General features: G+C 64.4%; 15 protein-coding genes. 9 read left to right on the top strand and 6 right to left on the bottom strand.

Annotation, left to right across the window (positions count from 1 at the left end):
* Positions 1-36: 36 nt before the first annotated feature.
* Positions 37-513 carry a PaaI family thioesterase gene (locus tag HMPREF1136_RS02680; RefSeq protein WP_034504563.1) on the bottom strand — a complete coding sequence of 159 codons (477 nt, stop codon included), beginning with the start codon at positions 511-513 and terminating at the stop codon, positions 37-39.
* Between HMPREF1136_RS02680 and polA the strand changes: the two genes are divergently transcribed.
* The gene (gene polA / locus HMPREF1136_RS02675; protein WP_198002802.1) at positions 512-3,241 is read left to right on the top strand and encodes a DNA polymerase I; all 2,730 of its coding nucleotides are present in this window, start codon (positions 512-514) and stop codon (positions 3,239-3,241) included. The two genes, HMPREF1136_RS02680 and polA, sit on opposite strands and share 2 nt — an antisense overlap.
* Before the next feature lie 169 nt (positions 3,242-3,410).
* Entirely contained in the window at positions 3,411-4,847 is a 1,437-nt protein-coding gene (rpsA, locus tag HMPREF1136_RS02670; RefSeq protein WP_009647770.1) for a 30S ribosomal protein S1, read from the top strand.
* A 575-nt stretch (positions 4,848-5,422) separates the two neighbouring features.
* Here rpsA and brnQ read toward each other — a convergent pair.
* Complete coding sequence (gene brnQ / locus HMPREF1136_RS02665) at positions 5,423-6,772, bottom strand: branched-chain amino acid transport system II carrier protein (RefSeq protein ID WP_009647758.1); 1,350 nt, start codon at positions 6,770-6,772, stop codon at positions 5,423-5,425.
* A 175-nt stretch (positions 6,773-6,947) separates the two neighbouring features.
* Here brnQ and coaE point away from each other — a divergent pair, with 175 nt between their 5' ends.
* The 5 genes from coaE to HMPREF1136_RS02640 all read left to right on the top strand — a co-directional run bounded on the left by coaE (position 6,948) and on the right by HMPREF1136_RS02640 (position 14,419).
* Entirely contained in the window at positions 6,948-7,544 is a 597-nt protein-coding gene (gene coaE / locus HMPREF1136_RS02660) for a dephospho-CoA kinase (RefSeq protein WP_009647768.1), read from the top strand.
* 93 nt (positions 7,545-7,637) lie between these two features.
* Positions 7,638-9,722, top strand: a complete 2,085-nt coding sequence (uvrB, locus tag HMPREF1136_RS02655) for an excinuclease ABC subunit UvrB (protein ID WP_009647779.1) — start codon at positions 7,638-7,640, stop codon at positions 9,720-9,722.
* Between the two features lie 279 nt (positions 9,723-10,001).
* Positions 10,002-11,003 carry a TerC family protein gene (locus HMPREF1136_RS02650; protein ID WP_009647766.1) on the top strand — a complete coding sequence of 334 codons (1,002 nt, stop codon included), beginning with the start codon at positions 10,002-10,004 and terminating at the stop codon, positions 11,001-11,003.
* A gap of 40 nt (positions 11,004-11,043) precedes the next feature.
* On the top strand, positions 11,044-12,042 hold the full coding sequence (locus HMPREF1136_RS02645) for a TerC/Alx family metal homeostasis membrane protein (protein ID WP_009647773.1): 999 nt from the start codon (positions 11,044-11,046) through the stop codon (positions 12,040-12,042).
* Positions 12,032-14,419: a cation-translocating P-type ATPase gene (locus HMPREF1136_RS02640; protein WP_009647782.1), complete on the top strand. Its 2,388-nt coding sequence runs from the start codon at positions 12,032-12,034 to the stop codon at positions 14,417-14,419. The genes HMPREF1136_RS02645 and HMPREF1136_RS02640 overlap by 11 nt, the downstream gene beginning before the upstream one ends.
* Before the next feature lie 64 nt (positions 14,420-14,483).
* Here the strand turns inward: HMPREF1136_RS02640 and HMPREF1136_RS02635 are convergent, their stop codons facing one another.
* Positions 14,484-14,765 carry a YciI family protein gene (locus HMPREF1136_RS02635; protein WP_009647762.1) on the bottom strand — a complete coding sequence of 94 codons (282 nt, stop codon included), beginning with the start codon at positions 14,763-14,765 and terminating at the stop codon, positions 14,484-14,486.
* A gap of 57 nt (positions 14,766-14,822) precedes the next feature.
* Here HMPREF1136_RS02635 and uvrA point away from each other — a divergent pair, with 57 nt between their 5' ends.
* Both uvrA and HMPREF1136_RS02625 read left to right on the top strand, forming a co-directional pair.
* Positions 14,823-17,687: an excinuclease ABC subunit UvrA gene (gene uvrA, locus HMPREF1136_RS02630; protein ID WP_009647778.1), complete on the top strand. Its 2,865-nt coding sequence runs from the start codon at positions 14,823-14,825 to the stop codon at positions 17,685-17,687.
* Positions 17,688-17,698: 11 nt separating this feature from the next.
* On the top strand, positions 17,699-18,193 hold the full coding sequence (locus tag HMPREF1136_RS02625; RefSeq protein ID WP_009647759.1) for a hypothetical protein: 495 nt from the start codon (positions 17,699-17,701) through the stop codon (positions 18,191-18,193).
* A 90-nt stretch (positions 18,194-18,283) separates the two neighbouring features.
* On the opposite strand, the gene HMPREF1136_RS02620 is transcribed toward HMPREF1136_RS02625, so the two are convergent.
* From HMPREF1136_RS02620 to glnA, 3 genes are all read right to left on the bottom strand, one after another.
* Complete coding sequence (locus tag HMPREF1136_RS02620) at positions 18,284-20,209, bottom strand: AMP-dependent synthetase/ligase (RefSeq protein ID WP_009647783.1); 1,926 nt, start codon at positions 20,207-20,209, stop codon at positions 18,284-18,286.
* 44 nt (positions 20,210-20,253) lie between these two features.
* Positions 20,254-22,119: an AMP-dependent synthetase/ligase gene (locus tag HMPREF1136_RS02615; RefSeq protein ID WP_009647763.1), complete on the bottom strand. Its 1,866-nt coding sequence runs from the start codon at positions 22,117-22,119 to the stop codon at positions 20,254-20,256.
* Between the two features lie 116 nt (positions 22,120-22,235).
* A complete protein-coding gene (gene glnA, locus HMPREF1136_RS02610; protein WP_009647767.1) occupies positions 22,236-23,660 on the bottom strand; it encodes a type I glutamate--ammonia ligase in 1,425 nt (474 codons plus the stop codon).
* Positions 23,661-23,717 lie beyond the last annotated feature (57 nt).

The following is a 23,717-nucleotide window of genomic DNA, read 5'->3' as shown; positions in this document are numbered from 1 at the left end:
CTCTCCCCGCCTTCGTCGTCTCGTCACGACGCGACATTAGTCGTGCGTGGAGCGCACCAGGATGCGGTTGGCGACGCGCGCGATAGAGATCAGGCGGTCGGCTTCGTCGCGGATCTCCACGGTGTGAACGGTGGAGGAACGGCCCAGGTGCACGGCCGTGGCCGTGGCCGTGATCGTGCCCTCGCGTCCAGCCGCGATGTGCGAGGCGTTGAGTTCAGTGCCCACTGCGTAGGCCTGCTTACCAGGGTGGGTTTCGCGCGCGTGGATCTGCGCGGCGAAGGATGCAGCGGTCTCGGCGAGCGCTGCAGAAGCTCCGCCGTGCAGAATGCCGGCGCTCTGCCGGTTGCCATCGATGGGCATGGAGATGACGGTGCGCGCTGCGGAGTGCTCGAGTACCTCCATGCCGGTGGCCTCCATGAGGGTGCCGGGCCAGTGGGCCCCCACCCATCCGCCCCGGGCGAGGGGGTCGGGCGTGGAGGAGTGGGAGCGTTTCGTCTGGTGATCGTGTGTCATGGCATCTAGGGTGGCATGTGTGAGTGACACTGTGCTGATTATTGATGGCCATTCGATGGCGTTCCGTGCGTTCTACGCGCTGCCGCCGGACAATTTTGTGACGGCGACGGGCCAGCACACGAACGCTGTTTACGGCTTCGTGTCAATGCTGACGCGCCTCTTGGAGACGGAGCGACCAACGCACGTGGCCGTTGCCTTCGATGTGTCGAGGCACTCATTTAGGACCGAGGAGTACCCGGACTATAAGGGGACGCGCGATGCGACTCCCGAAGAGTTTAAGGGGCAGGTGGAGCTGATCCGTGAAGTCCTGGACGCGATGGGTATTGTGTCGCTCTCGCGCGAAGGGTTTGAGGCTGACGACATCCTGGCGACCCTGGCCTACCGCGCTGGTCACGAGGGCGCGACCGTCCTTGTTGTGTCGGGTGACCGCGACTCGTTCCAGACGGTGACGGAGAACGTGACGGTCCTCTACCCGGGCACAGGTCCCGGCGATCTGCGCCGTATGACTCCCGAGGCCGTGGAAGCAAAGTACGGGGTGCCTCCCCACCGCTACCCGGAGATCGCCGCCATCGTGGGCGAGACCTCAGACAATCTGCCGGGTGTTCCCGGCGTCGGCCCCAAGACCGCCGCCCAGTGGATCAACAAGTACGACGGCCTGGATAACCTCTTGGCCCGCGCGGATGAGATCGGCGGCAAGCGCGGCGCTGCGCTACGCGAGCACATGGACGACGTCGTGCGCAACCGACGTCTCAACCGCCTCCTGACCGACATGGACCTGGAGGTTGGCCCCGCAGACTTGGCGCGCCGTGCGACCGATGTGGCTGCCATTGACCGTCTCTTCGACTCCCTTGAGTTCGGACGCCTGCGCGTCAAGGTCCGCGAGGTGTCCGGCATTGGCATGGGGGAGAGCGCAACCGTCGAGGCCGTGGACGCTACCGCGTCCGAGGCGCGGGTTGAGGTGCGTCTGGCCGATGCCTCGTGTGACATCGCGGCCTGGGCAAACGCACACCCGGTCCTTGCTCTCCTGGTCGAGGGGGATATGCGCCCGACGCGTGGTGAGGTCACCCGGATCGTCCTGGCGGGAACCGACGACGCACTCATGATTGACCCCACAGAGCTGAGTCCCGCGCAAGAGAGAGCCCTGGCCGAGGTCCTCGCCCAGGCCTCGTCCCTGATCACCCACGACGCGAAGGGAGCACGACACGCCCTGGCTGCGCGCGGCTGGACGCTCGGTGACGTCGCCTTCGACACGATGCTCGCGGCGTACCTGGCCCACCCGGACCAGCGCTCGCACAAGCTCGAGGATGTGCTCTCCCGCCTGCTCGGCGTCACCATCGAGGAGGAAGCCGCGGATTCCGACGCCCTCTTCGACCTGGGCGAGATTGGTGAGGGCCCCAGCGCCGCCCAGGTGCGCGCAGGGCGCCTGGCCGCAGCGCTCCACCCGCTCACCGACAAGCTGCGTCGGGCGCTGGATGAGAGCGGCGAAACCGCGCTCCTTACCGACATGGAGATGCCGCTGTCGCGCCTCCTCGCACAGATGGAAACCGCGGGCATCGCCGCGGACACGCGCGTCCTCGACGACCTGTCCGCCGAACTCGGAGCCGACGTTGACGCCGCCCGTCAGGGAGCCTGGACCGCCGCCGGACGCGAGGTGAACCTCTCCAGCCCCAAGCAGCTCCAGGAAATCCTTTTCGACCACTTCGGCCTGCCCAAGACCAAGAAAACGAAAACCGGCTACACGACGAACGCCGACGCCCTGGCGGACCTGTGGGCCAAGACCGAGGCGAGCGGGGGAGCGGGGCACGACTTCCTCGGCTTCCTGCTCACCCACCGCGACCGCATCAAGCTCAAGCAGATGGTGGACTCCCTGTCCGCCACAGTCGCCTCCGATGGGCGCATTCACTCGACCTTCTCCCAGGTAGCCGCAGCCACGGGACGCCTAGCCTCTTCCGACCCGAACCTGCAGAACATTCCCGCGCGCAGTGCCGACGGCATGCGCATTCGCGGTGCCTTCGTTCCCGGAGTAGGCTTCGAATCCCTCATGAGCGCCGACTACTCGCAGATCGAAATGCGCCTCATGGCCCACCTGTCCGGCGACGAGGCACTCATTGAGGCCTTCAACTCCGGCGAAGACCTGCACCGGACCATGGCATCGATGGTCTTTGGGACGCCCGTCGCCGAGGTCAGCGGCGAGGAACGCTCGCGTATCAAGGCCACCTCCTACGGCCTCGCCTACGGCCTGTCCTCCTACGGCCTGGCCGCACAGCTCGGCATCCCTGTGCCCGAGGCCGCCGCCCTGCGCGACCGTTACTTCGAGCGCTTCGGCAAGGTCCGCGACTACCTCGAAGGACTCGTCGCCCAGGCTCGCGCCGACGGCTACACGCAGACCATGTTCGGTCGCCGACGCTACCTGCCCGACCTACGCTCCTCCAACCGCCAGCGCCGAGAGATGGCCGAACGCGCCGCCCTCAACGCACCGATCCAAGGCAGTGCCGCCGACATCGTCAAGATCGCCATGATGGATGTCGCCACCGCCCTGTCCGAGGCCGACCTGACCTCGCGCCTCCTCGTGCAGATCCACGACGAACTCCTCCTCGAGATCGCACCCGGTGAAGAGGAGACTGTCGAGGCCCTCGTTCGAGAGAAGATGGCGTCGCCTGTCATGCTCTCCGTGCCCCTGGATGTCGCTGTTGGAATCGGTGCGTCTTGGCAGCTGGCAGCACATTAGGAGCCGGAGGGGCGACGCATACCACGGAAACGAGCGCTACATTCGTCACATTTATGCGTCAAAGGCTGCTAAAATAGACCACGGTGCCTAGGGACAGGTGCATCCGCATCCATCCTGCCGCACTGGAACTGTCCATCTACTATCCAGTCCGTTTCGGAGAAACTACTACATGACCACGAATACGCCGCAGGTCGCTATCAACGACATTGGTTCGGAAGCAGACCTGATCGCAGCCATCGACGAGACCATCAAGTACTTCAACGATGGCGACATCGTCGAGGGCACTGTCGTCAAGGTCGACCACGACGAGGTCCTCCTCGACATCGGCTACAAGACCGAGGGTGTCATCCTCTCTCGTGAGCTGTCCATCAAGCACGACGTCAACCCCGACGACGTCGTCGCCGTGGGCGACCAGATCGAGGCCCTCGTCCTCCAGAAGGAAGACAAGGAAGGCCGCCTCCTCCTGTCGAAGAAGCGCGCTCAGTACGAGCGTGCGTGGGGCAAGATCGAAAAGATCAAGGAAGAGGACGGCGTCGTTACCGGTACCGTCATCGAGGTCGTCAAGGGCGGCCTGATCCTCGACATCGGCCTGCGTGGCTTCCTGCCCGCCTCCCTCGTCGAGATGCGTCGCGTCCGCGACCTCGCCCCCTACATCGGTCGCGAGATCGAAGCGAAGATCATCGAACTCGACAAGAACCGCAACAACGTGGTCCTGTCCCGCCGCGCATGGCTCGAGCAGACCCAGTCCGAGGTCCGCACGAACTTCCTGCACACCCTGCAGAAGGGCCAGGTGCGCTCCGGCGTCGTTTCCTCCATCGTCAACTTCGGCGCGTTCGTCGATCTCGGTGGCGTCGACGGCCTGGTTCACGTCTCCGAGCTGTCCTGGAAGCACATCGACCACCCGTCCGAGGTCGTCGAAGTTGGCCAGGAAGTCACCGTCGAGGTTCTCGACGTCGACATGGATCGCGAGCGCGTCTCCCTGTCCCTCAAGGCCACCCAGGAAGATCCGTGGCAGGCCTTCGCCCGCACCCACGCCATCGGCCAGGTTGTGCCCGGCAAGGTCACCAAGCTCGTCCCCTTCGGCGCGTTCGTCCGTGTCGAGGACGGTATCGAGGGCCTCGTCCACATCTCCGAGCTGGCTCAGCGTCACGTCGAGCTGCCGGACCAGGTCGTCAAGGTCGGCGAAGAGGTCTTCGTCAAGGTCATCGACATCGACCTCGAGCGTCGCCGCATCTCCCTGTCCCTCAAGCAGGCCAACGAGGGCGTGGACCCGAACTCCGAAGAGTTCGATCCCTCGCTCTACGGCATGGCCGCCGAGTACGACGAGAACGGCAACTACAAGTACCCCGAGGGCTTCGATCCCGAGACCCAGGAGTGGATGGAAGGCTTCGACGCTCAGCGCGAGGCTTGGGAAGCCCAGTACGCCGAGGCTCAGGCCCGCTGGGAGGCCCACAAGGCTCAGGTCCGCAAGGCTCTCGAAGAGGACGCCGACGCGGCTCCCTCCATCGAGGAGCAGGCCTCCTACTCGACCCCGGTCGACAACGAGGGCACCCTTGCGTCCGACGAGGCCCTGGCCGCGCTGCGTGAGAAGCTGACGAACAACTGAATCAGTCTTTCTGACTGAGCTTCAACTCGTCAGTTCACGCGAGTGAACGCATGAGTGGTGGCCCCCAGGTTTTCCTGGGGGCCACCACTTTTTGTCTGATTGCGATGCCGCAAAGTCCTACCGCCGCCAGATCTCCGGCCGCTGCGAGGCCTGCCCGCCCGCGAGACTTGGCAACCGAGCTTCGCTCGGTGCCTCGTCTCGAAGCCCGGCCAGGCCCCGCAGGCCTCGCAGCATCCTCCGATCGGGCGGCGCTGATCCTGTTTCGATTAGGCCCTGCCGCCGCCCACGGACATCGCAGCCATGCCCCGCAGGCTTCGCGGCGACCTCCGATCGGGCGGCGCTGATCCTGTTTCGATTAGGCTCAGCCGCCGCCCACGGGCACCGCAGCCAGGCCCCGCAGGCCTCGTAGCGGCCTCCAATCGGGCGGTCTGATGAGCACAGCCCGGCCCCGCCACAGCCTACGAACAGCGGAATACGAGAGGTTCCGACACAGCTCGTGTGGTGCCGCGCCCAGTGGCGAAGACAACTGAACCCCGCACAGAAACGAATCCGTGCGGGGCCTTTGCTGTTGGCACTCACGAGGCGGCGCGTTTCATCGCTACTAGGTCGACGCACGCGCCGATCATCGCCGCGGCGACGGTGGGGAGGATCCAACCAAGCTGGTTGGCCTGGAGCGGACTCCACGTAAGCGCGGAGTTGATTTGGTCGGTGGCGACGCCCACCTGCACGAGCGTTGTTGCGGCCGACCACGCGGCGGCCATCCAGGTGCCCAGGCGGAAGGTCCACGTCGCGGGGGTCGTCAGGCGGAAGGGGTGGGTCATGATCGTAATGAAGACGACTGTGATAGCGATCGGGTAGAGGAAGGTGATGATCGGTACCGCGATCGTGAGCACCGAGGACAGTCCCGCAGACGCCAGCACGAAGGAGATGAGTGTGAAAAGGATAATCCATGTGCGGTACGGGATCGCGGGCAACAGACGGTTAAAGAACTCCGAGGTCGCGGCGATGAGGCCCACCGCCGTTGTCATGCATGCGGTCAGCACGATCAGGCCGAAAACGATCTGCCCCGGACGCCCCATCGTCGACTGCGCGGCGTCGGCCAGGAGGCTGGCACCATCCGTGTAAGACTGTGCGTTCGGGATGACATGCCCGATGAGGCCCAGGCCGACGTAGACGACGCCCAGGAGCGCACCCGCAATGACCGCCGCGATCGAGGTCCGATGCACGACCTTCGCACCGATGCCGCCGCCCGTATGCCCGAGCGAGGTCACGACGATGATGCCGAAGGCCAGGGCTGCGATGGAGTCCATCGTCATGTAGCCCTCAAGTAGACCGGCGGCCAGCGGGTTGTGGACGTACTCGCCGGTGGGCGCGTCGTGCGAGGCCGGCAGCGACGCCAGGCAGAGGAATACCAGCAGAACGAGCAGGCCAAGGAGGATCGGTGTCAGGACCTTCCCGAGGCTGTCGATAATGTTCGTCGGGTTCCAACACAGGTAAAAGGCGATCCCAAAAAAGATCAGGTTGAAGATGACCGAGGCGAGCACCGACTTCGTGCCGATGACGGGCGCGACAGCCGTCGAGAAGGAGACGGCACCCGTTCGCGGGAGGGCGTAGAAGGCGCCGATGGACAGGTAGACCAGGACCGAGAAAACGAACCCGAAGGGCTTTCCGGCGCGGCTGACAAGGTCGCGGATATCGGTGCCGGATAGGGCGATCGTGATGATCGAGATGACGGGCAGAGCGACGCCGCCGATCAGGAAACCGATCATCGCGGGGGTCAAGTTGGTGCCGGCCGACGCGCCCATGATCGGCGGGAAAATAAGGTTACCGGCACCAAAAAACATGGAGAAAAGAGTCAGGGAGGTCGCGATGAGGACCGCGGTACTCGAACGCTGGTCGGAATCGTCGTTGACTGTCTGCGTCACTGCTACTCACTGTGTTGTGTGGGGGCTTTAACAGCACCAATTCTTGCACGAGGGCACATATACGCAACCGCAGCCGCGATACCCTGAGGATGTGACCGCTTCGTTTTCTTGTGGAGGATGCTCCGCGACGCTGCTCCGCCCGCTGCACCAACACCGCAGTGGGGGACCCGCACGCGTGGTCGCGGTGAGTGGCGGAATCGGCTCGGGCAAGTCCTCAGTGACCGCTTCCTTCAAGTCTCTGGGTGCACTGGTCGCCGATGCCGACGTCATTGCCCGTGAGATTCTCGAACCCGGTCGGCCCGCGCTCGCGCAGGTGGCCGCACGATTCGGAGATGATCTGATCCGTGAGGACGGGACCCTTGACCGGGCGTGCCTCGCGCGTCGTGTCTTCGCCGGTGAGGGCGCCGATGAGCGCGTCGCTGCTCTCAACGCGATCACCCACCCGGCCATCGAGCGTCGCGCCTGGGAGATCCTGAATGCTGCCCCCGCAGGATCGTTTGCCGTCTACGACATTCCACTCCTCGTTGAGGGCGACTACGCTGACCGTTTTGACGCCGTCGTCATCGTCGATGCCCCCATCGAGGAGCGTGTCGCACGCCTGGAGGGCAGGGGAGTGGCCCCCGAGGACGCGCGCGCCCGGATCCGCGCCCAGGCCTCGTCTGATCAAAGGCGAGCGATCGCGCACGTGTGGATCGATAACTGCGGAAGCGCGGACGATCTGGCGCAGGTGTGCACGCAGGTGTGGGAGCGTTGGCTGACCTCAGACCTCTAGGGGCTATCGACGAGGCCGAGGCGGGCTTTCGCTGGCCGCGCACCGTGGCGGGTCCTCCGCGCGGTGCCAGGGCGCGGGCGGTAGCGTAGGGGAGTGAGCGAAACACCCGTCATCCGCCAAGACAAGCCTTTCGAGGTCATCTCCCCCTACACGCCGTCGGGTGACCAACCCAAGGCGATCCGTGAGCTGGCAGCGCGCATTCGCGACGGCGAGCAGGACGTCGTCCTCATGGGTGCGACGGGTACTGGCAAGAGCGCGACCACCGCCTGGCTCATCGAGGAGCTGCAACGTCCCGCGCTGGTCCTGGAACCCAACAAGACGCTCGCCGCGCAGCTTGCGGCCGAGTTCCGCGAGCTGCTGCCGGGCAACGCCGTCGAGTACTTTGTCTCCTATTACGACTACTACCAGCCCGAAGCCTACGTCCCCCAGACGGACACCTTCATCGAGAAGGATTCCTCGATCAACGATGAGGTCGAGCGGCTGCGCCACAGCGCCACGAACTCGCTGCTCACGCGGCGCGACACGGTCGTCGTCTCCTCCGTGTCCTGCATCTACGGCCTCGGCACCCCCGAGGAATACGTGGCGCGCATGATCGAACTCGAGCGCGGCATGATCATCGACCGCGACGCACTGCTGCGCCGCTTCGTCGCCATGCAGTACGTGCGCAACGACATGGCCTTCACACGCGGCACCTTCCGCGTGCGTGGCGACACGATCGAAATCATCCCCGTGTACGAGGAACTCGCGATCCGCATCGAGATGTTCGGCGACGAGATCGACTCCCTGGCGGTCCTGCATCCCCTCACCGGCGACGTGATCGACCAGGTCGACCACACCTACCTGTTCCCGGCCTCGCACTACGTGGCCGGCGAGGAACGCATGAAGAAGGCGATTGCCTCCATCGAGGACGAGCTTGATGACCGCCTCGCGTGGTTCCGAAGCCAGAACAAACTCCTCGAGGAACAGCGCCTGCGCATGCGCACGACCTTCGACCTGGAGATGCTCAAGGAAATCGGGTCGTGCTCGGGCGTGGAAAACTATTCGCGCCACATCGACGGGCGCGGTCCCGGCACCCCTCCGCACACGCTGCTGGACTACTTCCCCGACGACTTCCTGCTCATCATCGATGAGTCCCACGTGACCGTCCCCCAGATCGGCGCGATGTTCGAAGGCGATATGTCGCGTAAGCGCACCCTCGTCGACTACGGGTTCCGCCTGCCCTCCGCGATGGACAACCGTCCGCTCAAGTGGGACGAGTTCACCCAGCGCATCGGCCAGACCGTGTACCTCTCCGCGACCCCCGGCCCCTACGAGCTCGAGCGCTCGGACGGCGTGGTCGAGCAGATCATTCGTCCGACCGGTCTCGTCGATCCGCTCGTCGTTGTCAAGCCCACCGAGGGACAGATCGACGACCTCCTCGAACAGGTGCGCCTGCGCGTCGAACGCGACGAGCGCGTCCTCGTCACCACCCTCACCAAGAAGATGGCCGAGGAACTGACCACCTACCTGGCCGAGCGCGGCGTCAAAGTCGAATACCTACACTCCGACGTCGACACGCTGCGCCGCGTCGAGCTGCTGCGCGAGCTGCGCCTGGGTACCTTCGACGTGCTTGTCGGCATCAACTTGCTGCGCGAGGGCTTGGACCTGCCCGAGGTCTCCCTCGTGTCCATCCTCGACGCAGACAAGGAAGGCTTCCTGCGTTCCACCCGCTCGCTCATCCAGACCATTGGCCGCGCCGCCCGAAACGTGTCCGGCGAGGTCCACATGTACGCCGACAACATGACGGACTCGATGAACGAGGCCATCTCTGAGACCATGCGTCGCCGCGAGATCCAGATCGCCTACAACAAGGAGCACGGCATCGACCCGCAGCCGCTGCGCAAGAAGATCTCCGACGTCACCGACATGCTCGCCCGCGAACAGGTCGACACTCAGACCCTGCTCGAGGGCGGGTACCGCAAGGAGAAGAGCGCACGCGACCGCAGTGCCGCTGCGAAGGCACCCGCCGTCTCGAATCCTGGTCAGCGCGCGGAGGCAGAACTCGCCGAACTCATCGAAGAACTCTCTGCCCAGATGATGACCGCCGCTCAGCATCTCCAGTTCGAGGTTGCCGCGCGCCTGCGCGACGAAATCGAGGACCTCAAGAAGGAATTGCGCGCCATGAAGCGCGCCCACTGACGCCCGCCGACCACCTGCTTCGCACTGAGGAACGAGGCAGCCACTGCCTCGTTCCTCAGAAATCGCGGCGCTAAGCGACCGATGCCACTGCTCGGGCGTGGACGCGCGCGCAGCCGCCCCACTAAACTGGACGGCGTTAGCGGAGGGGAGTACTCCCACAAACAGTGGCGTCGTCATCACGACGGCCCCGCCCACGCGGCGAGGCCTCCGGCGCCACCGGCCAGGGATTCCTGGCGGGAGGAGACCTCCGGTACCCGACTCGTACCGGAGGCCCCACGTATGCACGTGCACGCGCTCGCCTGGATCGTCCTGGCTGGCATTGTCCTGACCATGATCGCCGTTGATATCGTCGGTCATGTTCGCACACCTCACGAACCCACCCTCAAGGAAGCCACCTGGTGGTCGGTCGCCTACATCGCGATTGCTCTCCTTTTTGGCGGCATCGTCTGGGCCGTGTGGGGACCGCAGTACGGTCAGGAATACCTGGGCGGCTATATCACCGAAAAAGCGCTCAGCATCGACAACCTGTTCGTCTTCGTCATCATCCTCTCGAGCTTCCGCGTGCCCCGCAAGGATCAGCAGGAAGTCCTGCTGGCGGGCATCGTGATCGCGCTGATCCTGCGCCTCATCTTCATTCTCGCGGGCGCAGCCCTCATTGAAAACTTCTCGTGGGTGTTCTACATCTTCGGAGCCTGGCTGCTGTGGACCGCCATCAATCAGGTCCGCGAGGGCGTGGGCGAGGACGAGGAGGAAGACGAATACCGCCCGCCGTCAATCGTGCGATGGGTGTCTAAGATCGTGCCCGTCACCGACGGCTTCGTCGGCTCGCGCATGCTCTACCGCCACGGCGGCCGCACCTACGTCACTCCGATGCTCCTGTGCGTCATCGCGGTGGGCACAGCCGACGTCATGTTCGCCGTCGACTCGATCCCCGCGATCTACTCGCTCACCAATGAGGCGTACCTGGTGTTTGCCGCCAACGCGTTCTCCTTGCTCGGGTTGCGTCAGCTCTACTTCCTCATCGATGGTCTGCTTGACCGCATCATTTTCTTGCACTACGGACTCGCAGCGATCCTCGGCTTCATCGGCTTCAAGCTGATCAACCACGCACTGCACACGAACGAGCTGCCCTTCATCAACGGCGGGCAACACATTGTTGCGGTTCCCGAGCCGAGCATCGCCTTCTCGCTCGGCTTCATCGTGGTTACCATTCTCATCACGGTCGCTGCCTCCCTGGCGGTGTCACGCTCCCGGCGTGGAGGCGAGGATGGCGCGGCGTAAGGGCGCTATGATGCCGCGGTCAAATAGTTAAGGGGTATTCATGGTTATTCACCCGTGGGCGTGGGGAATCCTCGCTCTTGTGGCCATCGGCCTGATCGTGATCGATTTCCTCGGTCATGCGCGCAACCCGCACCCGCCCACAGCGGTCGAGGCCGCTCGATGGACCCTGTTCTACGTCGGACTCGCCGCGCTTTTCGGCGTCGGTATCTGGCTGACAAACGGGTGGCTCTACGCCCAGGAGTTCTACGCGGGATGGGCCATGGAGTGGTCCCTGTCCGTCGACAACCTCTTCGTGTTCATCCTGATTCTCAAGGCGTTCCGCGTTCCTCGAGAAAATCAGCAGAAGGCCTTGCTCCTCGGCATTATCATCGCCCTACTCCTGCGTCTCGTGTTCATCCTCCTCGGAGCCGCGCTGGTGTCGCGTTTCTCGTGGGTATTCTTCATCTTCGGACTCTGGCTGCTGTGGACCGCGTTCAGCCAGGTTTATGAGACAGCGCGGGGGAGCGACGAAGACGAGGAATACCACGAGAGTGGTTTTATCCGCGCGGTTCGGCGTGTTCTCCCGATCACCGACGGCTTCATTGGCAACCGCATGCTCTTCCGCCACGGCGGGCGCACCTACATCACGCCGATGCTCGTCGTTGTCCTGGCCCTCGGCTCGGCGGACCTGATGTTCGCGTTTGACTCGATTCCCGCGATTTTCGGTATCACGCAGCAGGCATTCCTGGTCTTTGCCTGCAACGTGTTTGCGCTGATGGGTTTGCGCCAGCTGTTCTTCTTAGTGGATGCTCTTCTCAGCAAGCTCGTGTACCTGGGCTACGGCCTCGGCGTGATTTTGAGTTTTATCGGCGTCAAGCTGATTCTTGAGGCGTTGCACGCGAACACTCTGCCGTTTATCAACGGGGGATCGGGCGTGGAGTGGGCACCGGAGATTTCCGTATCGGTATCGCTGGGCGTCATCGTCGTGACGCTGGCGGTCACTGTTGTCGCGTCGCTGATTCGTAGCGCGATGGATGAGGGGGATGCCCATGGTAACTGAGGTGGCGAGCGTGGACGAGCGCGGTCTGAGCACCGACGAAGTGTTCGAGCGCATGTCGCGCGGCGCGGTGAACCGCGTCAAGGACCGTACGTCGCGGTCGGTGGCATCCATCGTCCGCGAGAACGTGTTTACGCTCTTCAACGCGATCATCGTGGGTGCGTCGATCATCGTCCTGTTGTTCGGCGATCTGCGCGACGGCATCTTCGGCGGTGTCATGGTCATTAATGCGGTCATCGGTATCATGTCGGAGCTGCGCGCCAAGCGCACCCTGGATTCTCTTGCAATCGTGGATGCACCGCAAGCCTCCGTCCTGCGTAACGGCGAGGTGTCGGTCATCCCTGCTCGCGACGTCGTGCTCGATGACGTCATCGAGCTGGCGCTTGGCGACCAGGTGAGCGTGGACGGTACGGTGCTGGCCTCGGCAGGCCTCGAGATCGATGAGTCGCTGCTGACGGGCGAGTCGCGCCCGGTCAAGAAGAAGGAGGGCGATCAGCTCCTGGCTGGCACGAGCGTCGTTGCCGGATCGGGACGCATGATCGCCACAGCGGTCGGCGAGCGCGTCTACGCGCAGGGCCTGTCCGAGCAGGCGCGTGCCTTCACTCGTACGATCTCCGAGATCCAGGTGTCGATTAATCGCGTTCTGCAGGTTGTCTCGGTCATGCTGCTGCCGATTGTTGCCTTGACGTTCTATTCGCAGAATCGCATCGCGGGCGGCTTAGGCGGGGACTGGCGAGAGGCCTTGGTCCTGTCGGTTGCCTCGGTCATCGGCATGATTCCCCAGGGCCTCGTCCTCCTGACTTCGATGAACTTCGCGATTGGGTCGGCGACGCTGGCCCGGCGCGGGGTCCTCGTGCAGGAACTTCCGGCCGTCGAGGTACTCGCCCGCGTCGACTGCCTGTGCCTGGATAAGACGGGCACGCTCACCACCGGCGGCATCCGCGTGCGCCAGATCGACGTGATCTCGGGCGACGAGGCACTCATTCGCCGTGCGCTCGCGACTGCGTCGAGTGACCGCACGAACGCGACCGCGCAGGCCATCTGGTCTTTCCTCGACGAGGATGCACTGGCGGGCGCTCAGGCACGCGCGCAGTGGAACGTTCCCTTCTCGTCGGCGCGTAAGTGGAGCGCGTGGGGCACGGACTGTGAGTCCTGGATCCTGGGTGCCCCCGAGATCGTCATCGACGAGGCCGTGGCTGGAAACGCGGCTCTGCTGGAGCGGGTGGGCGGTTTCGCGAGTAGCGGGGCCCGCGTCGTCGCGCTCGTCCGTGCGGATTCGGCTGTCGTGGACGATGAGCTGCCGGAGGCCCGCGAGGTTGCCGCGATTGTGGTCCTGGAGGAGGATCTGCGCGAAGACGCGGCTGAGACGCTCGACTACTTCCGTTCTCAGGGCGTGCACGTGCGTGTCATTTCGGGCGACAACCCGACAACGGTTGGCGCGTTGGCCGCCCAGGCTGGGCTGACGGCGCCCGACGGCATGCCCGCCCGCCTCATGGACGCACGCGACCTGCCCGAGGACCTGTCCTCTGAGGCATTCATCGACGCAATTGAGAAGCATGATGTCTTCGGGCGCGTGACGCCCGAGCAGAAGCGTGCGATGGTCGGTGCTCTGCAGGCCCGCGAGCACTGCGTTGCGATGACGGGCGATGGCGTGAACGACGCCCTCGCGCTCAAGGATGCCGACCTCGGTATCGCGATGGGCAACGGCACGCAGGCCACGAAGGCGGTTGCGCAGATCGTCCTTGTTGACTCGAAGTTCTCGGTCCTGCCGGGCGTCTTGTCGGAGGGCCGCCGCATCATCGCGAACATGGAGCGCGTCTCCTCGCTGTTCCTGGCCAAGACCACCTACGCGGCTGTCCTCGTGATCGTGACCGCACTGGTCGGCTGGCGCTACCCGTTCCTGCCGCGCCAGTTCAGCTACATCGACTCCCTGACGATCGGCATCCCGGCCTTCTTCCTGGCGCTATGGCCCAACCCGCGTCGCTACGTGCCGGGATTCCTCAAGCGCACGCTGTCTCTGGCGATGCCGACGGGCGTCATCCTGGCGGCTGCCGCGCTGACCGCTTTCGGCATTGCCGACGGACCGCAGGACCGCGAGTCGACGGCGGCGATCCTCTCGCTGATGCTTGGCGCGATCTGGCTGCTGGTCATTACGTCGCGACCGCTGTCCCTGTGGAAGTGGGTTCTGCTCGTGGCCGTCACGTCCGCAACCGTCGGCGGCGTGTTGATCCCGCCCGTTCGTCACTTCTTTTCAACCGTGGCACCGACCACGCACGAGTGGTTCCTCATCCTGTGCGTCGGTGCGGGTGCTGCCTTGCTCATTGAAGTCGCTCAGCGCATCTTTTACGCCCGACAATTCGCTCGCTCCCTCGAGCAATAGCTGGGTGGATACGACACGAGGCCGGTGCGGGAAAACCCGCCCCGGCCTCGTGCATGGAAGCGACTCAGAACACCCGGATGACGGGATTCCACTCGCGGATGAGACGAGCCTGGATGACCTCGGCGACGTAGAAGGGATCCTGATTGAGGATCTGCTCGACGTCGGCCTGGCTCTCGGCGTTGATGAGAATCAGCGCGCCGGGAACCTCACCAGCGAGGGGGCCGGACGCGATGTTGATTCCCTGTTCGAGCAAACCGGACAGGAACGCGCGGTGAGTCGGGCGGACTTCGTCCATCGTCTCGGTCATGGAGGGGTTGTAGACGTATTCGACTGCGTAGTATGCCATACGCATAACACTAGCCCTGATCCGCGATTTTGCCTAGGGGACGGATAGGATCAAAGGGTGCATGACAAGCTAATCATCCAGGGTGCCCGCGAACACAACCTCAAGGACGTAAACCTCGAGCTGCCCCGTGACTCCATGATCGTCTTCACCGGCCTGTCCGGATCCGGTAAGTCCTCCCTCGCCTTTGACACGATTTTCGCCGAGGGACAGCGCCGCTACGTCGAGTCCCTGTCCTCCTACGCGCGTCAGTTCCTCGGCCAGATGGACAAGCCGGATGTTGACTTCATCGAAGGCTTGTCACCCGCCGTCTCCATCGACCAGAAGTCGACGTCACGCAACCCGCGCTCGACGGTCGGTACGATCACGGAGATCCACGACTACCTGCGTCTGCTCTACGCGCGTGCCGGCGTCGCGCACTGCCCCGAGTGCGGGGCGCGCATCCAGGCACAGACACCCCAGCAGATCGTCGACCGCGTGCGCACGATGGACGAGGGCACGCGCTTCCAGGTCCTTTCCCCGGTCGTGCGCGGCCGCAAGGGCGAGTACCAGGATCTCATCGACGAACTGCGCTCCGAGGGCTACACGCGCGCGATCATCGACGGCGAGGCCGTGCGTCTCGAGAATGCCCCCAAGCTGGAGAAGAAACTCAAACACACGATCGAGGTCGTTATCGACCGCCTTGTCGTCCGCGAGGGCATGCGCCAGCGCCTCACCGATTCGGTCGAGACCGCGTTGCGCCTGTCCGATGGCCTCGTCGTCATCGATTGCGTCGACCTGGACGAGAACGACCCGGAGCGCCGCCGCCGTTTCTCCGAGAAGCGCGCCTGCCCGAATGACCACCCTCTGGCCCTCGACGAGATCGAGCCTCGCACCTTCTCCTTCAACGCCCCCTACGGCGCGTGCCCGGACTGCGCGGGACTTGGCTTCCGCCAGGAGGTGGACCCTGAGCTGGTCGTCCCCGACGAGGAACTCTCGCTCGCCGACGGTGCTGTCATCCCCTGGAACTCGAACTTCAAGTACCACAAGAAGCTCCTCGAATCCCTGTCCAAGGAACTCGGCTTCGCGATGGGCACGCCCTGGAAGAACCTGCCCAAGAAGGTCAAAAACGCCGTTCTGTATGGCAAGGACTACGAGGTCACCGTCAAGTTCCGCAACCGCTGGGGCCGCGAGCGCTCTTACACGACGGGCTTCGAGGGCGCGGTCAACTACATTGAGCGTAAGCGCGAGGAGACCGAGTCTGCGGCTGTGTCCGAGAAGCTCGACTCTTATATGCGTGAGATTCCGTGCCCGACGTGCGAGGGCGCGCGCCTGAAGCCGGAGGTCTTGGCAGTGCGTATTGGCGATAAGTCGATCGCCGAGCTGTCCGACATGTCCATCTCGGAGGCGCGTGAGTTCCTCGCGGCCGTCGAACTCGAGCAGCGTGCGCGCGCTATCGCGGCACCCATCCTCACCGAGATCGAGGCCCGCCTGGCCTTCCTCGTTGACGTGGGCCTGACCTACCTGACGCTCTCTCGCGGTGCGGGCACACTGTCGGGAGGCGAGGCACAGCGTATCCGCCTGGCCACGCAGATCGGCTCCGGCCTCGTCGGTGTCCTCTACGTTCTGGACGAGCCTTCGATCGGCCTGCACCAGCGCGACAACCGCAAGCTCATCGCGACGCTCGAACGCCTGCGCGACCTGGGCAACACGCTCATCGTCGTCGAGCACGACGAGGAGACGATGGAGGCGGCCGACTGGATCGTGGATATCGGTCCCGGCGCGGGTGAGACGGGTGGCTGGGTCGTTCACTCGGGGCCGCTTTCCGAACTGCTGAAGAACCGCAAGTCGCTGACCGGCCAGTACCTGTCGGGCAAGCGCCGTATTCTCCTGCCGCCGACGCGACGCCCGGTCGATAAGAAGCGCGTCGTCACGGTCAAGGGCGCGCGCGAAAACAACCTGAAGAACATCGATGTGTCGTTCCCGCTCGGCGTGCTCACTGCCGTCACCGGCGTGTCTGGCTCGGGCAAGTCGACGCTGGTGAATGGCATCCTCTACCGCACACTGGCATCGCGTCTCAACGGCGCGCGCATGGTGCCCGGCCGCCACCGCACGATCACGGGCATCGAACAGCTCGACAAGGTCGTGCACGTGGACCAGAGCCCAATCGGTCGTACGCCGCGCTCGAATCCGGCGACCTACACGGGCGTGTGGGACCAGATCCGCAAGCTTTTTGCCGAAACACAGGAGGCAAAGGTGCGTGGCTACGGTCCGGGACGCTTCTCCTTCAACGTCAAGGGCGGACGCTGCGAGTCCTGTAAGGGCGACGGCACGCTGAAGATCGAGATGAACTTCCTGCCCGACGTGTACGTCCCCTGCGAGGTCTGCCACGGCGCTCGCTACAACCGCGAAACCCTGGAGGTCGAGTACAAGGGCAAGACTGTCGCGGACGTGCTCGACATGCCGATCGCGGAGGCCGCACAGTTCTTCGCGCCGATCTCGCGCATTGCCCGTCACCTCAACACGCTTGTCGAGGTGGGCCTGGGTTACGTGCGCCTCGGACAGAGTGCGACGACCCTGTCGGGCGGCGAGGCTCAGCGCGTCAAGCTTGCTTCCGAGCTGCAGCGGCGCTCGACGGGACGCACAGTGTACGTGCTCGACGAGCCCACGACCGGCCTGCACTCCGAAGACATCCGCAAGCTCCTCCTCGTGCTACAGTCCCTAGCCGACAAAGGCAACACTGTCATCGTCATCGAGCACAACCTGGACGTCATCAAGAGCGCCGACTGGATCATCGACATGGGACCCGAGGGCGGCGCGGGCGGCGGCACGGTCGTCGCCGAGGGAACACCCGAACAGGTTGCAACCGTGGAAGAATCCTTCACGGGCCAGTACCTCGCGGAGGTCCTCGCGAAGGAAGCCCAGCGTGATGCCGCTGAGTCGTAGGAACCGCTAGGATGAGCCTCATGCTCCCCGCTTACGGTTTGTACGGCTTCGCCTACTACTGGCCCTCCTGGGTTCACCTGCTGGTGATTGCCCTCATGGTCGTGGCCGGCTCTCTCACGCTTAAGGCGCTCGCGGCCCGCTCGGCCGGACGCAGCCGCGTCTACGGCCTGTCTTGCGGGTTTGTCGCTGGCCTGGGCAACCTGAGCCTGTGTGTGCTCGGCCAGGCGGAGGCCCGTCACGTGTGGCAGCTGGGCACGGTCATCGCGATCTATGCGGTCGTCGCTGTATGCGTGATCATGTCGCTGTTCATGTTGTGGAGCGGCGACAGCGATGGCTTCCTGTGGTCTCGCGCCTTCCACACCCTCCTGCTTGTCGGTATTCTCGTCTCGGCCGCTCTGGAGATTACCCGGCGCACGCTGTTCTGGATTCCGCTGCCCGTCATAGGCGTGGCGGTCCTTCTCGCGTTGTTCGGTGCCTTCGTCGTGGGACGCAACACCGCCGACTAGGGGAGTCCTCGCGCGCGACTCGGCCCCGACCTCGTTCATGGTGACGAGGCCGGGGCCGAGTCGCACAGTGGGTGCTCCCGGGCGGGCGGGCTACTCCTGGTTCTTCTGGGTCTTCGCGGCCTCGCCGGACGCGTAGAGGGCGTCGACCTCGTCGGCGTAGTCGGCTAGGACGCGGCGGCGCTTGAGCTTGAGGGAGGGCGTCATGTAGCCGTTCTCCACGGTGAAGGCCGCATTGACGATGCGGTAACGGCGGATCGACTCGGCTCGCGACACCGCCTTGTTGGCGCGGGCGATTGCCTTCTCCAAGGACTCACGCACCTCGGGCAGGTTCGCCGCCTGTGCCGCGTCCACGACGGGCAGACCGTGAGTGGCCAGCCACTCAGGCAGCATCTCCGTGTCCAGCGCGATGAGCGCGCCGATGTAGGGGCGGTTGTCACCGACGACGATGATGTTCGCGATGAGTGGGTGCGTCGAGAGGGACTCTTCGAGGATCTCGGGGGACACGTTCTTACCGCCCGCGGTGACGATGAGTTCTTTCTTGCGTCCCGTGATGCGCAGGTGGCCACGGTCGTCGATGGAGGCGAGGTCACCCGTCTTGAACCAGCCGTCGACGAAGGCCTCAGCCGTGGCCTCGGGCAGGTTATGGTATCCCTTCGACACGGAGATGCCGCGCACGAGGAGCTCGCCGTCAGGGGCGATCATCATCTGGTTGCCCGGCCAGGGGAAGCCTACCGAGTCCGGAGGGAAATCCTGTGGCGTCTCCACGGAGATCGGACCGGTCGTCTCGGACAGGCCGTAGCCCTGCAGGAGGGTGATGCCCAGGCCACGATAGAAGTTCGCCAGGTCGAGAGCCAGGGGAGCGCCGCCCGAGATGATTGTGTGCAGGTTCGGGCCGAGGATCGCCCGTACCTTCGACAGAACAAGGGCATCCGCGATGCGACCGCGCAGCTTGAGGGCAGCAGAAGGACCGGGGGAGGGCATTGCCGAGGCATCCGGGATGGGCGTCGTGTCCGGACCGGGTCCGGCGACCGCCGACTCGGGCAGAGGAGAATCCACGTAGGCGGTGGCCTTGGACAGGGCACGCGCCTGCTTGGCGGCCCACGCGAACATACGGCCCTTCATGCCGCCGCCCGCCTTAGCAGCGGCCGCGTTGTAGACCTTCTCCATGACGCGCGGAACAACAAGGAGCATCGTCGGCTTCAACGTCGCGATGTCGTCGACCAGGTTGCGGGTGTCCGGAGAGAACGCGGTGATGCCCTGGCCTGCGAGCAGGCAGTACATGACGAATCGCGCGAGCACGTGGGCGACCGGCAGGAAGAGCAGGGAGCGCGACTTCGGGTCGTTGATGAGGACGGGCAGGAAGTCGTAAGCCTGCAGCATCGGTGAAATAAAGTTCCCGTGCGTGAGGACCACACCCTTGGGCATGCCGGTCGTGCCCGACGTGTAGATGATCGTCGCCTCGTCGCTGAGCGTCACGGCGTTGGTACGCGCGCGCACCTGTTCGACGCTCACGCCCCGCGCGGCACTCGTCAGGACACGCTCGGCACCCCGATCAAGGGAGAAGACATAGCGGACCTCCTCCGTGCGCACGGACTCCACCAGCTCGGCCTGCTGCGTGGTCGCCGTGATGACGATGCGCACGTCTGCGTCGGCCAGGATGTGCGCGATCTGCTGGGCCGAGTCCGTCTCGTAGATCGGCACGGTGATCGCACCGCAGGACAAGGTAGCCACGTCAATGAGGGCCCACTCGTAGGAGGTGGGAGCCAAAATCGCGAGGTGGTCACCCGGCTCGAGGCCGATGCCGATGAGGCCGCGCGCGATGGAATCCACTTCCGCCAGGAAGCTCTCCATCGTCACCTTGCGCCAGGCACCCACGTTCGAGCGACGCTCGATCGCGAACTGGCCGGGGTGGCGCTCCACGCGCTGGTGCAGCATCTTCGGGAGGTTCATATCCTCGGTGGCTTCTCGCGTCGCAATCGACTCCCATGAGCCATCGGCGAGCCTACGTACCGTCATTGCGGTCCTTTCGTGGGGTGAATGTATGCCGCTTGTGTGGGGGATCAGTTCTTTGTGAAGCGAGCGAAGAAGCCACGCTTCTTCGCAGGCTGCGCGGAGACTGGGCCGCCGTAGAGGGCGTCGACCTCGTAGGCGTAGTCGGCCAGCACCTTGCGGCGGCGCAGCTTCATCGACGGTGTGACGTAGCCGTTTTCAACGGTGAAGGTAGCGTCGATGATGCGGAACTTGCGGATCGATTCGGCGCGGGAGACGGCCTTGTTGGCGCGCTCAACGGCCTTCTCTAGGGACTCGCGGACCGCCGGCAGCTCGGCGGCCTCGGTGGGCGAGCACTGCGGCAGGCCGTGCTTGGCCAGCCAGTCGGGCAGCATGTCGGCGTCGAGGGTGAAGAGGGCGCCGACGTAGGGGCGCTGGTCGCCCACCACGATGACGTTGGCGATGAGGGGATGAGTGGCCAGAGAATCCTCGAGGACCTCGGGGGAGACGTTCTTGCCGCCCGCCGTCACGATGAGTTCCTTCTTGCGGCCCGTGATGGTCAGCTGGCCCTTGCGGTCGATCGAACCCAGGTCACCCGTGTGGAACCACTTGCCGTCGGGCATAACCTCGGCGGTCTGCTCGGGCAGGTGGTAGTAGCCGGGCATGACGGACTGGCCACGCACGAGGATTTCGCCGTCCTTGGCGATCTTGATGAAGTTACCGGGCAGGGGCAGGCCAACGCCGCCGACGGGGTTCTTGCCGATGTGCTGGACAGCGATCGGGCCGGTCGTCTCACTCAGGCCGTAGCCCTGGATCAGCGTGATACCCATGCCCGCGTAGAAGTGGGCAAGATCGGTGGCCAGAGGGGCGCCGCCGGAGACGATGTAGCGCAGGTTAGGGCCGAGGATCGAGCGGATCTTCTTCAAGACGAGCGCGTCGGCGATGCCGTGGCGGATTTTCTTGAAGGGACCTGGGCCAAACGTCTTCTCCGAAGCGAGAGAATAGGCGCGGGCCTGCTTGGCGCTCCACGCGAACATGCGCCCCTTGATGCCGCCGCCCGCCTTGGAGGAGGCCGCGTTGTAAACCTTCTCCAGGACGCGCGGCACGACGAGGAGCACGGAGGGCTTGAAAGCCTTGATATCTGGCAGCAGGTTCTTGATGTTGGGGGAGAAACCGAGCACGCCTCGACCGGAGAGGATGACGTGCATGACAAGGCGGGCGAGCACGTGCGCGACGGGCAGGAAGAGCAGGAGCCGGGTCTCGGGAGAGTCGATGACATCGCCGAGCACCTGGCGCGCACCTTCACTGGTCGCAATGAAGTTCGCGTGGGTGAGAGCCACGCCCTTGGGGTTCCCGGTCGTGCCGGACGTGTAGATAATGGTCGCGATGTCGGAAGAGGACACGGCGGCACGGCGCTTCTCGACGTCCTTGATGGTCACGTCGGTTGCGGCGCGCGCGATCTTACGAATGGCTCCCTGATCGAAGGAGTCGACGGCGAGGGTGAACGAGGGGCGGACCGAGCGCACGAGCTCGGCTTGCTGGGTGGTGGCCGTGAAGACGCGGGTCACGTGGGCGTCGGTGAGGATGTGCTCGATCTGGGACGCGGAGTCGGACTCATAGATCGGCACGGTGATCGCGCCGATCGACAGGAGGGCGAGATCGAGGAGGAGCCATTCGTACGAGGTCGGGGCCAGGATTGCGACCGCGTGACCTGACTTGACGCCGAGGCCAATGAGGCCGCAGGCAGTGTATTCGACCTGGCGCTGGAGCTCGCCTGCAGTGAGGGAACGCGTGGCACCGACGGAGGAGCGCTGCTCAACGACGACCTGATTCGGGAACTTGATGGCCCGATTGGCCAGCATGTCGGGGATGATGTCGTGTTCTCCGACCTTGTAGGCCGGTTTAATCGTGTAGGAGCCGTCGCGCATGCGCTTCATCATGTCCTCCGGATGTCGGTTCAAAGACTGAACAATAGGTCTAGAGGTGAGTCTATCGGGTAACGAGCGGCCCCTGCGCCAAAAATGGGGCAGGGGCCGCTCAAGTGACGATTAGATCACAGGTCGTAGTACATCTGGTACTCGTAGGGGTGCACGTAGGCGCGCATCGGGGCGACCTCGTTGGTCTCCTTGTAGTCCAGCCAGGTGTCGATGAGATCCTGGGTGAAGACGTCGCCCTCGGTGAGGAACTCGTGGTCCTCGCGCAGTGCGTCCAGGGCGGCCTCGAGCGAGCTGGGTAGCTTAGCAATGTCCTGGTACTCGGCCGGGGGTAGCTCGTAGAGGTCCTTGTCGATGGGAGCTGCCGGCTCGATGCGGCGCTTGATGCCGTCGATACCCGCCATGAGGCAGGCGGAGAAGGCCAGGTAGGGGTTCGCGCTCGGGTCCGGCACGCGGTACTCCACGCGCTTGGCCTTTGGGGACGTGCCCGTCACGGGGATACGGATGCATGCGGAGCGGTTGCGCGCCGAGTACACGAGGTTGATCGGGGCCTCGAAGCCGGGCACCAGGCGGCGGAAAGAATTCACCGACGGGTTCGTGAAGGCAAGCAGCGCGGGGGCGTGCTCCAGTAGGCCGCCGATGAACCAGCGGGCCGTGTCGGACAGGGAGCCGTAGCCACGCTCGTCGTAGAAGAGGGGCTCGCCGTTCTTCCACAGGGACATGTGCGTGTGCATGCCCGAGCCGTTGTCGCCGAACAGGGGCTTAGGCATGAAGGTCGCGGAATGGCCGAACTCGAGGGCCGCGTTCTTGATGACGTACTTGAACTTCATCATGTCGTCGGCCGCGGTCTGCAGAGTCGCGAAACGGTAGTTGATCTCCTGCTGACCGCCCGAGCCGACCTCATGGTGGGCGCGCTCGATCGTCAGGCCGACCTGCTCAAGGAGGCGGCTCATCTCGTCGCGCACGTCCGCGTACTTGTCGGCGGGGGAAACGGGGAAATAGCCGCCCTTAATGGCCACCTTGTAGCCCATGTTGCCGCCCTCTTCTGCGCGACCGGTGTTCCAGTAGGCCTCGGGGGAGTCGACGGAGAAGAACGTGTTGTGCGGGGTGACCTGGTAGCGCACGTCATCGAAGAGGTAGAACTCGGCCTCGGCACCGATGAAGCACTCGTCCGCGATGCCGGTCGAGCGCAGGTAGGCTTCGGCCTTGGCGGCCACCTGGCGCGGATCGCGCGAGAAAGGCTCGTCGGTGAAGGGGTCGACGATCGAGAAGTTGACGACCAGGGTCTTACGATCACGGAACGGGTCGACGAAGGCGGAGGAGATGTCCGGGATGAGCTTCATGTCGGACTCGTGGATGGCGGTGAATCCGCGCACCGAGGAGCCGTCGAACATGAGTCCGTCCGACAAAGCGGCGTCCAGGAATTCGCTCACGGGGATCGTAAAGTGCTGCTGAACACCGGGGACGTCACAGAAGCGCACGTCGACGAGTTCAATGTTCTGCTCGGAGATAAAGTCTGCGACCTCTTGGGTGGAGGTGAACATGAACGTCCTTCTTTGTGGGAGAGATGTACTCAATGGTCAAGAATCGGTCAATTCGTA

This window comes from Actinomyces sp. ICM47 (assembly GCF_000278725.1).
Lineage (GTDB): Bacteria > Actinomycetota > Actinomycetes > Actinomycetales > Actinomycetaceae > Pauljensenia.
The sequence above is the reverse complement of the archived record's forward strand: the minus strand, read 5'-3'. Positions and strand labels throughout refer to the sequence as shown.

Bases quoted from the DNA above. Each gene is read 5' to 3' on its own strand.
- HMPREF1136_RS02645 (WP_009647773.1), top strand. From the start codon at position 11,044: ATGGTTATTCACCCGTGGGCGTGGGGAATCCTCGCTCTTGTGGCCATC.
- polA (WP_198002802.1), top strand. From the start codon at position 512: ATGGCATCTAGGGTGGCATGTGTGAGTGACACTGTGCTGATTATTGAT.
- HMPREF1136_RS02625 (WP_009647759.1), top strand. From the start codon at position 17,699: ATGAGCCTCATGCTCCCCGCTTACGGTTTGTACGGCTTCGCCTACTAC.
- glnA (WP_009647767.1), bottom strand. From the start codon at position 23,660: ATGTTCACCTCCACCCAAGAGGTCGCAGACTTTATCTCCGAGCAGAAC.
- HMPREF1136_RS02620 (WP_009647783.1), bottom strand. From the start codon at position 20,209: ATGACGGTACGTAGGCTCGCCGATGGCTCATGGGAGTCGATTGCGACG.
- HMPREF1136_RS02650 (WP_009647766.1), top strand. From the start codon at position 10,002: ATGCACGTGCACGCGCTCGCCTGGATCGTCCTGGCTGGCATTGTCCTG.
- HMPREF1136_RS02640 (WP_009647782.1), top strand. From the start codon at position 12,032: ATGGTAACTGAGGTGGCGAGCGTGGACGAGCGCGGTCTGAGCACCGAC.
- HMPREF1136_RS02615 (WP_009647763.1), bottom strand. From the start codon at position 22,119: ATGAAGCGCATGCGCGACGGCTCCTACACGATTAAACCGGCCTACAAG.
- HMPREF1136_RS02680 (WP_034504563.1), bottom strand. From the start codon at position 513: ATGACACACGATCACCAGACGAAACGCTCCCACTCCTCCACGCCCGAC.
- rpsA (WP_009647770.1), top strand. From the start codon at position 3,411: ATGACCACGAATACGCCGCAGGTCGCTATCAACGACATTGGTTCGGAA.
- HMPREF1136_RS02635 (WP_009647762.1), bottom strand. From the start codon at position 14,765: ATGGCATACTACGCAGTCGAATACGTCTACAACCCCTCCATGACCGAG.